At 45.2% G+C, this 16,389-nt stretch carries 17 protein-coding genes; all 17 read left to right on the top strand.

Features of this window, described 5'->3' with window-relative positions:
- Nucleotides 1-86: 86 nt before the first annotated feature.
- The 17 genes from def to OCV47_RS05830 all read left to right on the top strand — a co-directional run bounded on the left by def (nt 87) and on the right by OCV47_RS05830 (nt 16,354).
- A complete protein-coding gene (gene def / locus OCV47_RS05910) occupies nt 87-569 on the top strand; it encodes a peptide deformylase (RefSeq protein ID WP_117447701.1) in 483 nt (160 codons plus the stop codon).
- 34 nt (nt 570-603) lie between these two features.
- Nucleotides 604-1,539, top strand: coding sequence for a methionyl-tRNA formyltransferase (fmt, locus tag OCV47_RS05905; protein WP_256297013.1), 936 nt, complete (start codon nt 604-606; stop codon nt 1,537-1,539).
- A gap of 31 nt (nt 1,540-1,570) precedes the next feature.
- The gene (locus OCV47_RS05900) at nt 1,571-2,296 is read left to right on the top strand and encodes a zinc metallopeptidase (RefSeq protein WP_117447703.1); all 726 of its coding nucleotides are present in this window, start codon (nt 1,571-1,573) and stop codon (nt 2,294-2,296) included.
- Nucleotides 2,289-3,644, top strand: a complete 1,356-nt coding sequence (gene rsmB / locus OCV47_RS05895; RefSeq protein WP_262654312.1) for a 16S rRNA (cytosine(967)-C(5))-methyltransferase RsmB — start codon at nt 2,289-2,291, stop codon at nt 3,642-3,644. Before OCV47_RS05900 ends, rsmB begins: the two co-directional genes overlap by 8 nt.
- A 10-nt stretch (nt 3,645-3,654) precedes the next feature.
- On the top strand, nt 3,655-4,701 hold the full coding sequence (gene rlmN / locus OCV47_RS05890; protein ID WP_256297007.1) for a dual-specificity RNA methyltransferase RlmN: 1,047 nt from the start codon (nt 3,655-3,657) through the stop codon (nt 4,699-4,701).
- 15 nt (nt 4,702-4,716) lie between these two features.
- Complete coding sequence (locus OCV47_RS05885) at nt 4,717-5,454, top strand: Stp1/IreP family PP2C-type Ser/Thr phosphatase (protein ID WP_256297005.1); 738 nt, start codon at nt 4,717-4,719, stop codon at nt 5,452-5,454.
- Nucleotides 5,454-7,406 (top strand): Stk1 family PASTA domain-containing Ser/Thr kinase, encoded by a 1,953-nt coding sequence (pknB, locus tag OCV47_RS05880; RefSeq protein ID WP_262654309.1) that lies wholly within the window; start codon nt 5,454-5,456, stop codon nt 7,404-7,406. The genes OCV47_RS05885 and pknB overlap by 1 nt, the downstream gene beginning before the upstream one ends.
- A 3-nt stretch (nt 7,407-7,409) precedes the next feature.
- A complete protein-coding gene (rsgA, locus tag OCV47_RS05875; protein WP_262654307.1) occupies nt 7,410-8,288 on the top strand; it encodes a ribosome small subunit-dependent GTPase A in 879 nt (292 codons plus the stop codon).
- 1 nt (nt 8,289) lies between these two features.
- Nucleotides 8,290-8,946: a ribulose-phosphate 3-epimerase gene (rpe, locus tag OCV47_RS05870; protein WP_262654306.1), complete on the top strand. Its 657-nt coding sequence runs from the start codon at nt 8,290-8,292 to the stop codon at nt 8,944-8,946.
- A gap of 23 nt (nt 8,947-8,969) precedes the next feature.
- Nucleotides 8,970-9,617 carry a thiamine diphosphokinase gene (locus tag OCV47_RS05865; RefSeq protein WP_262654304.1) on the top strand — a complete coding sequence of 216 codons (648 nt, stop codon included), beginning with the start codon at nt 8,970-8,972 and terminating at the stop codon, nt 9,615-9,617.
- Between the two features lie 167 nt (nt 9,618-9,784).
- Entirely contained in the window at nt 9,785-10,882 is a 1,098-nt protein-coding gene (ychF, locus tag OCV47_RS05860) for a redox-regulated ATPase YchF (protein ID WP_262654302.1), read from the top strand.
- A gap of 4 nt (nt 10,883-10,886) precedes the next feature.
- Nucleotides 10,887-11,786 carry a prolipoprotein diacylglyceryl transferase gene (gene lgt, locus OCV47_RS05855; RefSeq protein WP_262654300.1) on the top strand — a complete coding sequence of 300 codons (900 nt, stop codon included), beginning with the start codon at nt 10,887-10,889 and terminating at the stop codon, nt 11,784-11,786.
- Nucleotides 11,783-11,932 carry an aspartyl-phosphate phosphatase Spo0E family protein gene (locus tag OCV47_RS05850; protein WP_256296993.1) on the top strand — a complete coding sequence of 50 codons (150 nt, stop codon included), beginning with the start codon at nt 11,783-11,785 and terminating at the stop codon, nt 11,930-11,932. Before lgt ends, OCV47_RS05850 begins: the two co-directional genes overlap by 4 nt.
- 295 nt (nt 11,933-12,227) lie before the next feature.
- Nucleotides 12,228-12,659, top strand: coding sequence for a division/cell wall cluster transcriptional repressor MraZ (mraZ, locus tag OCV47_RS05845; protein WP_256296991.1), 432 nt, complete (start codon nt 12,228-12,230; stop codon nt 12,657-12,659).
- A gap of 15 nt (nt 12,660-12,674) precedes the next feature.
- Nucleotides 12,675-13,613: a 16S rRNA (cytosine(1402)-N(4))-methyltransferase RsmH gene (gene rsmH / locus OCV47_RS05840; protein WP_117447712.1), complete on the top strand. Its 939-nt coding sequence runs from the start codon at nt 12,675-12,677 to the stop codon at nt 13,611-13,613.
- A gap of 12 nt (nt 13,614-13,625) precedes the next feature.
- Nucleotides 13,626-14,156: a hypothetical protein gene (locus tag OCV47_RS05835; protein WP_256296989.1), complete on the top strand. Its 531-nt coding sequence runs from the start codon at nt 13,626-13,628 to the stop codon at nt 14,154-14,156.
- A 77-nt stretch (nt 14,157-14,233) separates the two neighbouring features.
- Complete coding sequence (locus tag OCV47_RS05830) at nt 14,234-16,354, top strand: peptidoglycan D,D-transpeptidase FtsI family protein (protein WP_262654298.1); 2,121 nt, start codon at nt 14,234-14,236, stop codon at nt 16,352-16,354.
- Nucleotides 16,355-16,389 lie beyond the last annotated feature (35 nt).

Genomic DNA, 16,389 nt, shown 5'->3' with positions numbered 1-16,389 from the left:
ATACAAAAGAAAAAGAGATTGCTCAAAGCAGCAGATTGAAAGACTTACGCAGAAAAAAAGGAGCAATCCCCAGTATAGGAGGAAAGATGGCAATTAGAGAAATAAGAATTCAGGGCGACAGCGTTCTGGAAAAAAAATGTAAAGAAGTCAAAGAGGTAACACCACGGATTCGTGAATTGATCGACGATATGCTGGAAACCATGTATGAGGAAAATGGGGTGGGACTGGCTGCGCCTCAGGTAGGAATCCTGAAGCGTATAGTAGTGATCGATATTGGAGATGGTCCATACATTCTGATCAATCCGGTGATCGAACTGAAAGAAGGGTCACAGACAGGATACGAAGGATGCTTAAGTCTTCCGGGAAAAAGTGGAATTGTCACAAGACCAATGCATGTACGTGTACGTGCTTACGATGAGAACATGGATGAGTTTGTCCTGGAAGGTGAGGAACTGCTGGCAAGAGCTATCTGTCATGAATGTGACCATCTGGATGGAATTATGTACACTTCACTGGTAGAAGGGGAACTTTATGATAATGAAGAACTCTGCCAGAATGAAGAAGAGTAGGAACAAAGAGACCAGATAAAAGGAGAGGATCCGAATGAGAGTAATTTTTATGGGAACACCGGATTTTGCGGTTGGAACCTTACAGGCACTTTTACAGTCCGAACATGAAGTTGTGGCAGTCGTAACACAGCCAGATAAGCCGAAGGGACGAGGAAAAGCCATGCAGTTTACGCCCGTTAAAGAGGTGGCAGCAGAGGCTGGAATTCCGGTACTGCAGCCAAAGAAGGTAAGAGAAGAAGCAGTTGTGGAAGAACTGAGAAGTTATCACCCGGATGTCATCGTTGTGGTTGCTTTTGGACAGCTGATTCCCAAATCGATCCTGGAAATGCCAAAGTATGGATGTGTGAACGTGCATGCATCTCTGCTTCCAAAGTACAGAGGGGCAGCACCGATCCAGTGGGCCGTGATTGACGGAGAAGAGAAATCAGGTGTGACCACCATGCAGATGGATGAAGGACTGGATACCGGTGATATGCTTCTGACAGAAGAGGTTACATTGGATCCGGAAGAAACAGGTGGCAGCCTTTTTGATAAGCTGAGCCAGGTAGGAGCACAGCTTTTACTGAAGACGCTGGATGCGCTGGAAAATGCTGCCGTTACCCCACAGAAGCAGCCGGCAGAAAGTACGACAGCTTATGCTGCTATGCTGAATAAGAAAATGGGAGAGATCGACTGGTCTCAAAGTGCAGTTCAGATTGAGCGTCTGGTTCGGGGCTTAAATCCATGGCCAAGTGCCTATACTCATCTGGCAGGAAAAACAGTAAAGATCTGGAAAGCGGCGGTTCGTCCATCCAGGGAACAGAAAAAAGAACCAGGAAGCGTGATCCTGGAAGATAAAAAGCATTTTGGAATTCAGACAGGTGACGGTGTGCTGGAGATTTTGGAGCTGCAACTGGAAGGAAAAAAGAGAATGACCGCAGATGCATTTTTGCGTGGCTATCAGCTGGAGAATGGAACAAAGCTGGGATAACCGCTGAATAAGCATAAAAGGAGTGAGCAGGATGTTATTAAGCTATGCAGGTTCTTATTATGGATATGGAAGAATGTATTATGATCCAACGATGATACTGGCATTGATTGGTCTGGTGTTAACCATGATTGCTTCATCCAGGGTAAATGCAACGTTTGCAAAATATAACAAAGTCAGATGTATGGCGGGACTGACCGGGGCACAGGCAGCTGAAAAGGTATTGCATATGGCAGGCATCTATGATGTTCGTGTGGAACATGTTTCCGGCAAACTGACGGATCACTATGATCCAAGAGATAAAGTGTTACGGTTGTCAGATAGTACCTATGGAAGTACTTCAGTGGCAGCAGTATGTGTAGCTGCCCATGAATGTGGACATGCGATGCAGGATCAGAAGCAGTATGGTCCACTGGTACTTCGCAGTACTCTGGTACCTGCAGCCAACCTTGGCTCGCAGCTGGCATGGCCGGTATTTTTTGCCGGACTGATCTTTTCCCTGCGTCCACTGGTGACGGTGGGAATTGTATTATTCTGTCTGGCAGTGCTGTTTCAGCTGGTGACTCTTCCGGTAGAGTTTAATGCCTCTTCCAGAGCATTGGAGATTCTGGATCAGGGAGGAATCCTGGGAAGCCAGGAAATGGACGGAGCAAGAAAAGTACTTCGGGCAGCAGCTATGACTTATGTGGCAGCACTGGCCAGTTCTTTGCTGCAGCTGTTGAGACTGATTTTAATCGCAAGGAGGAACGATCGTGACTAAACCAGTTAATACCAGAGAGATCATTCTTGGAATTCTGTGGGAGATTACAGAAGAAGAACGATACAGTCACGTTGTGATAAGAGAGACACTGGAAAAATACCAGTATCTGGAAAAGAGAGACAGAGCGTTTATATCCAGAGTCACAGAAGGAACTATGGAAAATCTGATTGAGCTGGATTATATTCTGGAACAGTTTTCGACTGTAAAAGTAAAGGATATGAAACCCTTTATCCGAAATCTTCTCAGGATGTCCGTTTATCAGTTAAAGTATATGGACAGTGTGCCGGATTCGGCTGTCTGCAATGAGGCAGTCAAGCTTGCGCAGAAAAAGGGCTTTTATACGTTAAAGAACTTCGTAAACGGGGTATTGCGTAACGTAGCGAGAAAGCTGGATCAGGTTGTATATCCGGATAAAGAAAAGACACCCAGAAAGTATCTTTCTGTGACGTATTCCATGCCGGAATGGATTCTGAAAAAATGGCTGGCACAGTTTGATTTACAGACCGTGGAGGCTATGTGCCAGAGCATGCGTAAAGAGAGTCCGACCTGCATCCGGTGTAATCTGAGCAAAGCAACAAAAGAAGAGATTATACAGAGCCTGAAGGCACAGCATATTACGGTGAAAGAAGTGCCATATCTGGATTATGCACTGGAAATATCAGATTATAATTATCTTCAGGCTATTGATGCGTTCAAAGAAGGGCTGTTTCAGGTACAGGATGTCAGTTCTATGCTGGTAGCAGAGATTGCTGATCCGAAATGGGGAAATTACTGTATTGATGTCTGTGCGGCACCTGGCGGCAAAAGCCTGCATCTGTCAGATAAGCTGGCTGGAAGTGGTTATGTGGAAGCCAGAGACCTGACAGATTATAAAGTGGAGCTGATGAAAGAGAACCTGGAACGAACAAAGAGGATCAACATGGAAGCAGTAAAACAGGACGCTACAGTGTTTGACGAAAATTCTGTGGACAAAGCAGATATTTTACTGGCAGATCTTCCCTGTTCCGGCCTTGGGGTGATGGGAAGAAAGCCGGATATTCGTTATAAAATGACAGAGGCCAGGCAGCAGGAGCTGGTGAAAATTCAGCGCAAGATCCTGGATACAGTGTGGTCATACGTGAAAGTAGGAGGAACACTGGTGTATAGTACCTGTACCATTGGGGCAGATGAGAACCAATACAATGTAAAATGGTTTCTGGAGAATTATCCGTTCCAGCTGGATTCTATTGATCCATATATCTGCGAGGAACTGCGCAGTAAGACTACAAAAGCGGGCTATCTGCAGCTTCTGCCTGGTGTACACAGCTCCGATGGATTCTTTATTGCCAGATTGAAAAGAATAAGATAGGAATAAGAGAATGGAAAAGAAAGATCTGAAATCACTGAGTTATCAGGAAATGCTGGATGAGATGGCGGCGATGGGAGAAAAGCCGTTTCGTGGAAAACAGATCTATCAGTGGCTTCATGAAAAGCTGGTCAGTACACCGGATGAGATGGGAAATATTCCGGCAAAGCTGAAAGATCGGCTGAAAGAAGCCTATACCTGCAGCAGTTTGCAGATGATTGATGTGTTTACTTCTGGAATTGATGGAACGCAGAAGTACTTGTTTCGGCTTCAGGATGGCAATGTGATTGAAAGTGTATTGATGAAATATAAACATGGAAATTCTGTATGTGTGTCTTCCCAGGTAGGATGCCGGATGGGATGCCGTTTCTGTGCGTCTACCCTGGGTGGACTGACCAGAAATCTTCAGACAGGGGAGATCCTGGATCAGGTCTATCAGATTCAGAAATACAGTGGAGAGAGGGTATCTAATCTGGTGCTGATGGGCACAGGGGAACCGATGGACAATTATGATAATGTTGTAAAGTTTATCCGCATGCTCAGTGATGAACACGGGTTGAATATCAGCCAGAGAAATATTACAGTATCCACTTGCGGCATTGTACCGCGAATCTATGATCTGGCGAAAGAAAAGCTTCAGATTACTCTGGCTCTGTCCCTTCATGCAGCAACACAGGAGAAGCGAAAAGAGCTTATGCCGATTGCATATAAATATGAACTGGGCGAAGTACTGGAAGCCTGCCGGTATTATTATGAACAGACTGGCCGCAGACTGACCTTTGAGTATAGTCTGGTGGGTGGAGTCAATGATACGGACAGGGATGTACAGCAGCTGGTCGGGCTGGTGAGTGGTCTGAACTGTCACATCAATCTGATCCCGGTGAATCCGATCAAAGAAAGAAGTTATGTTCAGTCGAATGCCAGAGTCGTGGCAAATTTCAAAACGAAACTTGAAAAATGCGGAATAAATGCTACAATTAGAAGGGAAATGGGCCGCGACATTGGCGGCGCATGTGGACAGTTGAGAAAAAGCTACATAGATGGCGATTTGGAAACCTAAAGGAGAGGAAGGAACATGAAGAGTTACAGTTTGACGGATACCGGCCGGGTACGGAGCATGAATGAAGATTATGTGTTCGTATCAGAGAGACCGATTGGCAAACTCCCGAATCTTTTTGTGGTTGCAGACGGAATGGGCGGACACAACGCAGGTGAGAGAGCATCCAGTTATGCTGTGGAAGTACTTCTGGCCAATATCCGTAAAAGTAAGGAACGCAACCCGGTAAAAGTACTGAGATACGCGATGGAGCATGCAAATGACAGCGTATATCAGGAAGCTATGACAAAAGAAAGATGCCGTGGAATGGGGACAACCATGGTAGCGGCGACCATTTTAAAAGACACACTTTATATTACCAATGTGGGAGACAGTCGTCTTTATGTGATCGGAAACGGAATCAGACAGATTACCCATGATCATTCACTGGTAGAGGAAATGGTACGGATGGGAAAACTTACGGAAGAGGAAGGACGGAACCATCCGGATAAGAATATTATTACCAGGGCAATCGGTGTGAAGGAGACAGTTGCAGTTGATTGCTTTGAAGAAAAAATTGGCATCAGGGATGTTATTTTATTATGCTCTGACGGACTAACCAATATGGTCAGCGACGAGCAGATTCAACAGATTATAAAGACAGAAAAAAACCTGCAGAAGGCTGCTGAATTGCTTGTTGAGACAGCAAACCGTAATGGTGGAAGAGACAACATTACAGTTCTACTGATTAGCAGGAAAAGTAATGAGGTGAAATAATGTTGAAGGAAGGCATGTTTATACAGGGACGATACGAGATAGTCGGAAAAATCGGAACCGGCGGTATGGCAGATGTATATAAGGCAAAAGACCATAAGCTGAACCGTTTTGTGGCTGTAAAGGTACTGAAAGCAGAATTCCGTGATGATAAAGCGTTTATTACAAAGTTCCGGGCGGAAGCCCAGGCTGCAGCTGGACTGGCACATCCGAATATTGTCAATATCTATGATGTTGGAGAAGAAAAAGGCGTCTATTTTATAGTAATGGAGCTGGTGGAAGGCATTACACTAAAAGAATATATTGCCAAAAAGGGAAGGCTGGCTGTCAGGGAAGCTACCAGTATCGCTATACAGGTATCCCAGGGGCTGGAAGCAGCACATAACAGTGGGATCATTCACAGAGACGTGAAGCCACAGAATATCATCATTTCCACAGATGGAAAAGTAAAGGTGACAGATTTTGGAATTGCCAGAGCGGCAACGAATAATACGATCAGTACAGCGGTAATGGGATCAGTGCATTATACATCACCGGAGCAGGCAAGAGGCGGATACAGCGATGCAAAAAGTGATATTTATTCGCTGGGGATTACATTGTATGAGATGCTCACAGGGCATGTACCGTTTGACGGAGAGTCTACGGTAGCTATTGCAATCAAGCATCTGCAGGAAGAGATGAAGTCACCGGAGATATATGTGGCAGATCTGCCAAGAAGTACGGTACAGATTATCTACAAATGTACCCAGAAAAGTCCGGATCGCCGTTATGCCAATATGTCAGAACTGATTCGGGATCTGAAGGAATCACTGGTGAATCCGGATGGCGATTTTGTACAGATTGCCAGTAATGCAGGTGGGAGAACCGTCGTGATCTCCAAGGAAGAACTTGGAGCAATCAAAGATGGCTATAACAGTGCGAGAGCATCACAGGAAAATATTTATCATACCGTAAATCCGGCAGAAAACGGAGCACCAGGTTCAGAGGAATTCGGACAGGAGTATCAGTCTGGCTATGATCCGTACACTTATGGTGTGGATTCCAGAATGTATGGTAATCGTGGCTATGATTATCAGGGAGAGAATTTTGATAAGAACAGAACTTATCAGTACGATGAGGAGGATGAGGACGGTATTTTGAATCCAAAGCTAGAAAAAATCATGACAGTGGGCAGTGTAATTATTGCTGTCTTAATTGCTGCGATTTTCCTTGGGCTGATTGCCAATGCACTGGGCATTTTCAAATTTAGCCTGCCAGGGCTGTTTACGCAGAAGACAACAAAGACAACGGAAGTACAGGCTGGAACAAAGACGACGGGAAGCAGTGCGGATTCTTCGACAGGCGAAGTACAGCAGAATAATGGAACAGGAGCGGTTTCTCAGGATCAGACGGATGCTGAGACTACGGTGACAGAAGAACAGACCGAGACGACAGCATCTACCACAGAGGCAGAGACGGAGTCTCCGATTCAGATCGAAGGCGGAAGTACAACCGTACCAAATGTGACAGGAATGGATTATGATACCGCATATGATCAGCTGATGCAGGCCGGATTTTATGTATCACGCCAGGACGATGCCAGTGATACGGTAGCAGCAGGAACAGTAATCAGTCAGAGTATGACAGGAAATGCAACACCAGGCAGTACGGTGATACTGATTGTGAGCAGCGGACCAGATGATGGCTCGTCTTCTGCTGGTACCTGGATGTGTAATGCTCAGTTGGAAGCACCGTCTAATTATAATGGAGAAGCGGTACGTCTGGTACTGGAGCAGAATGGAAATCAGACGGTATTGTCAGAAGGCACAGCAATTACGTTCCCATATGATCTCTATGTACAGGGAGCGGCCAATGTCAGCACCGGACGGGTTTATCTGTATGTGTATGATGACGCAGCCGGAGACTATGTGCTTCTGGTAACTTATGACAATATTCCATTTAGTCAGGTAAATTAGCACATGCAGGGAAAAATAATAAAAGGAATCGCCGGATTCTATTATGTACAGACAAAGGAATCCGGATTATATGAATGTAAGGCAAAAGGAATTTTCCGTAAAGAAAAGATCAAGCCTCTGGTAGGGGATAATGTGGAGCTCTCCGTTACCGATGAAGCAAAGAAAACAGGAAATGTGGATGAGATTCTTCCAAGAAAGAATACACTGATTCGGCCGGCAGTGGCGAATATCGATCAGGTTCTGGTAATTTTTGCTGCAGCCAGTCCAAAGCCAAACCTGAATCTGCTGGATCGTTTCCTGGTATCTATGGACAGACAGGGGGTACCGGCAGTGATCTGCTTTAACAAGCAGGACTGTGTAGAGTCGGAAGAAAGAACGCAGCTGAAGCGTATCTATGAGAACAGCGGATGTCAGGTGTTATTTACCTGTGCCAGGACAGGAGAGGGAATCGCAGATATAAGAAACATCCTGGAAGGAAAGACGACTGCAGTAGCAGGACCTTCTGGCGTGGGAAAATCTTCCATGGTGAATCTTCTGGCACCAGATGCACAGATGGAGACCGGAGAGATCAGCAGGAAAATAGATCGTGGAAAACATACCACGAGGCATTCTGAGATTTTACCGATCGGAACAGATACGTTTATCTGCGATACACCTGGATTTAGTTCTCTGGCAGTGTGGGATATGGAAAAAGAAGAATTAAAGGAATGTTTTCACGAATTTGCCAAATATGAAGGACAGTGCCGTTTTCTGGGATGTACGCACACACATGAACCGGGATGCGCTGTAAAAGAAGCGCTGGAAGCCGGTGACATCAGCCCTGAGCGGTATCGGAATTATACAGAGATGTATACAGAACTGAAAGAGAAAAGGAGATATTAGCATGAATATTTTATCACCATCCATTCTGGCAGCGGATTTTACCAGACTGGGGGAACAGATCAGTGAGGTGGACAGAGCAGGCGCAGAGTATCTGCATTTTGATGTGATGGATGGATTGTTTGTGCCGAGTATTTCCTTTGGTATGCCGGTATTAAAATCTGTACGTAAAGCAACAAAGCGGATACTGGATGTACACCTGATGATTGAAAACCCGGAGCGATATGTGGATGAATTTGCTGATTGTGGTGCAGATCTGATTACGGTGCATGCAGAGAGCTGCAGACATCTGGACCGGGTAATCAGCCAGATTCACCAGAAAGGGAAAAAAGCCGGTGTGGCACTGAATCCGGCAACTTCCTTAAGTGCGCTGGATTATGTGCTGGATAAAGTGGATATGGTCCTGATCATGACAGTCAACCCTGGTTTTGGCGGGCAGAAGTTTATCGAAAGCTCATACGGAAAAATCCGGGATCTTAAGAGCCGCATGGAAGCAGCCGGACTTCATACAGATATTGAAGTGGATGGTGGTATCAATGCAGATACGCTTCCAGGTGTTCTGGAGGCCGGGGCAAATGTGATTGTTGCAGGATCTGCCGTATTCAAAGGGAATATTGCAGAGAATGTACGGAATTTAAAAAACATAATGGAGCAGAAATAAGAAAAATCGAAAAAGGTGAGAACATGAAAAGAACACTGATCATAAATGGGGGCAATATCGAGGAGGATTTTGCCCTCCCTTTTTTGCAGAAAGAGGAATTTGATTATAAAATCGCGGTAGATAAAGGAATGGAATTCTGCCGTAAAAATGGAATCTGGCCAGATGAAATACTGGGGGATTTTGATTCGGTAGATCCGGAAGTGAAGAATTACTTTGACAGTCAGGATATCCCGGTGCATGTCTATAAACCGGAAAAGGATCAGACAGATATGGAAAACGCCATGAGTCTGGCGATGAAAAGAGGTAGCAGTGAGATCACGGTACTGGGGGCTACCGGTACAAGAATGGATCATGTGCTGGGCAGTATTTCCAATCTGACACTGCCATTGAAAGCCGGAGTCCCATGCAGTCTGGTGGATGCTCACAACCGCATCCGTATGATACGTCAGGAACTCAGGATCAAAAAAGAAGAACAGTATGGAAAATATGTATCCATTCTGGCCTTTGGAGGGGCAGCAGAAGGAATTACACTGGAGGGATTTTATTATCCGCTCCGTGATTATACCATGAAAGCAGGATCTGCACTGGGCATCAGCAATGAGATCGTAGAGGAAGAAGCAAAAATCTCATTTCGCACAGGCACGCTGCTGGTGATAGAATCCAGAGATTAAAGAAAAAGAAGATGTTGACAAATGTCGATATTTGCGGTCGGAATATCTTGCATTTATGTCGTTTTCTGTGCTAAACTGTGTGGGAATCAAAGATAAGAAAGAAAAATGCAGAAATTCCGTGAAAATAAAAGAAAAAAAGGAATTGGCTGTAGGAGGAAAAAACAGACATGAAGCTTGGAATTGTGGGACTTCCAAATGTTGGAAAGAGTACATTATTTAATTCATTAACAAAGGCAGGAGCAGAATCAGCAAACTATCCGTTCTGTACGATTGATCCGAATGTAGGTGTAGTTATGGTGCCGGATGAACGTCTGAAGCTGCTGGCAGATCTTTATCATTCCGCAAAGGTGACACCTGCAGTGATTGAATTCGTAGATATTGCCGGACTGGTAAAGGGTGCATCGAAGGGAGAAGGTCTGGGAAATCAGTTCCTCGCTAATATTCGTGAAGTAGATGCAGTGGTACATGTAGTACGCTGCTTTGAAGATCCGAATGTTATTCATGTAGACGGAAGTGTTGATCCGGTGCGAGATATTGAGACAATCAACCTGGAATTGATCTTTTCTGATATTGAGATCCTGGAGAGAAGAATTGCCAAGACGGTCAGAGGAGCACGGAACGACAAAACACTGGCCAAAGAACTGGAACTGCTGAACCGTCTGAAAGAACATCTGGAAGAGGGAAATCTGGCCATTACCTACCAGACAGACGATGAAGATGAACAGAAGTGGCTGGCTGAGTATAATCTGCTGACCTCCAAACCTGTTATTTTTGCAGCAAATGTATCAGAAGATGACCTGGCAGATGACGGAGCATCCAACCCATATGTACAGGAAGTAAGAGCGCACGCAAAGGAGCAGCACAGCGAAGTATTTGTCATCTGTGCTCAGATCGAGCAGGAGATTGCAGAACTGGAAGATGATGAAAAAAAGATGTTCCTGGAAGATCTGGGACTCTCAGAATCCGGTCTGGAAAAACTGATCAAGGCAAGCTACCGTCTGCTGGGACTGATCAGTTACCTGACTGCGGGAGAGACAGAGACCAGAGCATGGACTATCAAAGTAGGAACCAAGGCTCCACAGGCAGCCGGAAAGATTCATTCTGACTTTGAGAGAGGTTTTATCCGTGCGGAAGTAGTAAACTATAAAGACCTTCTGGACTGTGGAAGCTTATCCGCAGCGAAGGAGAAAGGTCTGGTAGGACTGGAAGGAAAAGATTACGTGGTAAAAGATGGCGATGTGATCTTATTCCGGTTTAACGTTTAATGCCATGAATCAGACATCCATATTATTTCCCCACCTGAATCTGACCCTGTCCCATGTAGGAAAGAGTCTTTCTGTCGGTGGATTTGAAGTTGCCTATTACGGTATCGTGATTGCGCTTGGCATGGCACTGGGGATTTCACTGATTTTTTATCTGGCAAGAAAAAGTGGGCAAAGTGAGGATCTGTATGTGGATCTGACACTGGTGACGATTGTCTGCTCTATTATTGGAGCCAGAGGTTATTATGTGCTGTTCAGTTGGGAAGACTACAAGGATCATTTGCTGGAGATTTTCCATATTCGTGGAGGAGGACTGGCAATTTATGGGGGAGTCCTGGCCGGAATCCTGACAATTTTTCTTTTTTCAAGGCGCAAAAAGCAGAGTGTCTGGCTTCTGATGGATACGGTCTGCCCGGGGCTGGTAGTTGGCCAGATCATTGGAAGATGGGGAAATTTCTTTAATAGAGAGGCTTTTGGTGGCTACAGCGATGGATTGCTGGCTATGGCGCTTCCGCGTGATGCGGTGCGGCAGGGAGAGATTACAGCCCAGATGCTGCAACACTTAAAAGTAATAGATGGAGTAGAATTCATACAGGTACATCCAACTTTTTTGTATGAGTCACTCTGGAATCTGCTGTTGTTGTTCTGCCTGCTGATGTTGTGGAAACATAGAAAGTATGACGGACAGATAGCAGCCTGCTATCTGGTGGGATATGGTCTGGGAAGAATCTGGATCGAGAGCCTGCGGACAGATCAGCTTCTGCTGCCGGTAATTCGGATACCGGTATCTCAGGTCGTTTCGGGGATACTGATTCTGTGTTCTGTGATTTATATGATCAAGAAGCACAGACAACAAAGCAAAACTGCTACTCCCACACAGGGAAAGAAAGGAAAAGGATACAAATGAACAGTCTGGAAACACTGAAAAGAGAAATTGAAAAGGAACGGGCAATCTTGAATGAACTACTGGTAACCAGGGGAATGTCTGAGGTGATTGAGCAGAGCCAGAAGCTGGACCGCATGATTGAGAACTATCTGGACATTGCAAATTAGTGGTGCAGGGTATCTTTTGAAAACAATATCATAAAGTAGAAAAGCAAAAAGGGAACACTCGTAAGGAAAAACGGGTGTTCTTTTTTTACGGATAAACAGTAGTTTTTGTCGAAAATCGTTAATAAAAATTTTAGATTCTACTGAAAAAATACTTGTGTTTTTTGAATGAATGCTATATTATTAAAGAGTAAGTGGAGAAAAGTGGTGATTAGTGGAATGAAATGGAGCAAAAGTGGTTCCGATCCCACAGGTCATACAAAGTGAAAGAGATTTTCTGAAAGCAGGTGTTATCCTTATGTTCATGGGTGAATATAATCATACGATCGACACCAAAGGCAGACTGATCATCCCTTCCAAATTCAGAGATGAACTCGGAGATGAATTTGTGGTGACAAAGGGATTGGATGGCTGTCTCTTTGTATTTCCAAATCAGGCATGGCAGGAGTTTGAAGAAAAGCTTCGTGCATTACCGCTTACCAATAAGAGCGCAAGACAATTCTCACGTTTCTTTGTGGCAGGAGCCACACCGTGTGAACTGGACAAGCAGGGGAGAATTCTTTTACCGGCAACGTTGAGAGAATTTGCTGGTCTGGATAAAGAAGTCGTACTGACTGGAATGTTGAATCGAATCGAGATCTGGAGCAAGGATAAATGGATGGAAAACAATTCATTTGATGATATGGATGACATTGCAGAACAGATGACGGACTTGGGGCTGATCATATAACCTGGGGAGGACTATATGGAGTTTAGTCATAAATCTGTGTTACTGAATGAGACAATCGATGCATTGCAGATCAAACCGGATGGCATTTATGTAGATGGTACACTCGGCGGTGGAGGACATTCTTATGAAATCTGTAAAAGACTGTCCGACAAAGGAAGGCTGATCGGGATCGATCAGGATGCAGCGGCTATAGAAGCTGCAACAGAGCGCTTAGGGGAGTTTAAAGATAGAGTAACGATCATCCGCAGTAATTACTGCGAGATGAAACGTCAATTGAATAGCATTGGAGTGACGGCAGTAGACGGAATCATTTTAGACCTTGGTGTTTCCTCTTACCAGCTGGACACAGCAGAGCGCGGCTTTACCTATCGGGAAGATGTGCCGCTGGACATGAGAATGGATCAGCGGCAGGCACGTACTGCAAAAGATATTGTGAACGATTATAGTGAGATGGAACTGTATCGCATCATCCGAGACTATGGGGAGGATAAGTTCGCAAAGAATATTGCAAAGCATATTGTGCAGGCAAGGCAGGAAAAGCCATTGGAAACAACAGGGGAGTTGATCCAGGCAATAAAGGCGGCGATACCGATGAAAGTCAGAGCAGTGGGAGGACACCCGGCTAAGAAGACATTCCAGGCTATTCGAATTGAACTGAACAATGAACTGGGAGTATTGAAGGACTCATTAGATGATATGGTGGATCTGCTGAATGACAAAGGAAGACTCTGTATCATTACATTCCACTCACTGGAGGACCGGATCGTGAAGAATCATTTCCGGACAAGTGAGAATCCATGTATTTGTCCGAAAGAGTTCCCGGTTTGCGTGTGTGGACGGATCTCAAAAGGAAAAGTCATAACCAGAAAGCCGATATTGCCAGGCGAAGAGGAACTGGAAGAGAATTCCAGATCTAAAAGTGCAAAATTACGAGTATTTGAAAGAAGTATCTAGAAGGAGATTGCAATGGCTGCGTCAGAAAGAAGCATACAATCGAATAGAAGAACGAATCATGCTCCGCAGAGACGAAGCTATACCAACACTTACATAGACGGGAATGTAATCCGTCACGTGGAAGCAGTTCCACAGAGGCGGCCGGACCGTCGGAGAAGGGAGCAGGAAGAGAGACGCCAGGAAGCCAGAGTTATGGCCAGAAAGAACAGAGAACGTGCGCTTCGCATGAATGTGCCGTATGTATCTTTCCTGACAGCCGTATCCGTAGCAACCGTGTTTGTCTGCGTGAACTTCCTTCAGCTTCAGTCTGAAGGGATCAGTTACCGGAATGAAATCGCATCACTGGAGAGTCAGCTTACAGAACAGAAGCTGGCCAATGACAATGCGTATGAAGAAGCGTTATCTTCTGTGAATATGGAAGATGTCAAAAATATTGCAGTGAACGATCTTGGAATGACTTATGCCGATGAGGGACAGATTATAATCTATAGTAATCAGGATGGGGATTATATCCGTCAGTATACGGAGATCCCAACCGAGTAGAAAACAGGCGGGTGACCGAATTGGGAACAAAACGAAAAAGAGAACAGAAATTTACGAGGCAAATGCAAATAAAGCTTATGGCTGTATTTGCATTTGTTTTATTACTGCTGGTTGCATTGAATCTGGTGATTGCACATATCAATGTGACAAACGGGGATAAATACGCCAAGCAGGTATTGTCTCAGCAGACCTATGACAGCAGAACAATTCCATATCGACGTGGGGAGATTCAGGATCGAAATGGAAATGTACTGGCAAAGAGCGAAAAAGTGTATAATGTCATTCTGGACTGTTATGCCATTAACAGTGTGGAAGACTATATAGAACCAACGATTGCAGCAGTATCGGAACAGTTTGATCTGGATTCTGCAACGGTACGTGATGTGATCTGCAGCGAGGAAACGAAGGACAGCCGGTACCAGGTAATCAAAAAAGAGATCAGCGTGGAAGAAAAGAAGGCTTTTGAGGACTATGTGGATACCTCAGAAGATAAGTCTATGTCCCAGGCAAAGAGAGAAGAACTGGAAAATGTACAGGGCGTATGGTTTGAAGAAGACTATGTCCGGACTTATCCGATGGATACGCTGGCCTGTACGGTGGTCGGCTTTTCTAATAAGCTGAATGATGGAATCTCCGGACTGGAATCTTACTATGACGATGTATTAAACGGAGTTGATGGCAGGGAGTACGGATATCTGAATCAGGATATGGAGCTGGAAGAGAACATCATCGAACCGGAAGATGGCAACAGCATTGTCAGCACCATCGACATGAATATTCAGCAGGTTGTGGAAAAGTATATCGCACAGCTGGAAGAAGAAAACAAGAATGGCCCAAGGGAAAAGACGGCAGGACATGCCAGTCTGAACACCGGCGTGATTGTGGCCGATCCGAATAACGGAGAGATTCTGGCAATGGCAACGGATAAGACATTCAACCTGAATGATCCACAGAATCTGGATGGATGGTACGATGAAAAAACGCAGAAGACCATGACGGAAGAGGAAAAAAGCGAAGCACTGAGCAGTCTCTGGTACAACTTCTGTGTATCCGAAGCTTTTGAGCTGGGTTCTACCTACAAGCCCAATGTGGTGGCGGCCGCTCTGGATTCAGGAAGCGTCACGGAGGACTTCGGTATGACCTGTATCGGATATCTGCAGCCGCTGACCAATGAGGATCCGATCGCCTGTACCGGTGTTCATGGCGAGGAAAGCCTAAAGGATATTATCAGGAATTCCTGCAACCCGGGTATGATGACCATCGGTTTCCAGATGGGGATTGATACCTTCTGTAAATATCAGGATATCTTTGGATTTGGAAAGCGAACGGGTATTGACCTGCCAAATGAAAATGCCGGTTATCTGTATAATACCAATACCATGGGAACCATGGAACTGGCCACCTGCTCTTTTGGACAGGGATTTACGGCAACGATGATTCAGGAACTGCAGGCTTTCTGTGCAGATGTCAATGGCGGTTACCTGTATAAGCCACATGTAGTGAAGCAGGTGCTGGATTCCGACGGCGGTGTGGTGAAAAATATTGATCCTTTGCTGATGGCACAGCCGGTATCCTCCAAGACATCGTCTCTGATCAGAGAGTATCTGGAGGCAGTTGTGACCGATGGTACAGCGACCAGCGCAGCGATTCCCGGATACCGTATTGGCGGAAAGACCGGAACTGCGGAAAAACTTCCTCGTGGGGATGGCCGTTATATTATTTCTTTCATCTGTGCAGTACCAATTGATGATCCACAGGTAGTGGTGTATACGGTAATTGATGAGCCGAACATTGAGAATCAGGAAGACGGAAGCTATACCAAGGATCTGGCAAGAAATATCCTGACAGAGATTTTACCATATCTTGGCATTTATCCAACTGAGGAGATCACAGAAGAGGAACGTCAGTCTCTTGGCATTCAGGTGGAGAAAGAAGGCGGTGATACCCAGTGGGTATCTCAGTATGTTTATGATGAATATGGCAACCTGGTATACGATGAGACCACCTGGGAGCCAATGACCGAGATGGTAGAAGTGGATGAAAATGGCAATGTGGTATCTTCGGAGAGTGAGGATACCAGCGATAATGGCAGCCTATATGGAAACGTAACACCTCCGGAGCCTCAGGGAGAACAACAGATCGATGAGAACTGGTCGGATGGCGTAACAGATCAGGATTTGCAGATCGGAACACAATAAAATGAATACCCCACAGTGACTTTCATAGATTAAAA

Source organism: Muricoprocola aceti (assembly GCF_025567005.1).
GTDB lineage: Bacteria > Bacillota > Clostridia > Lachnospirales > Lachnospiraceae > Marvinbryantia > Marvinbryantia aceti.
This window is presented reverse-complemented; position numbering and strand designations above follow the sequence as displayed.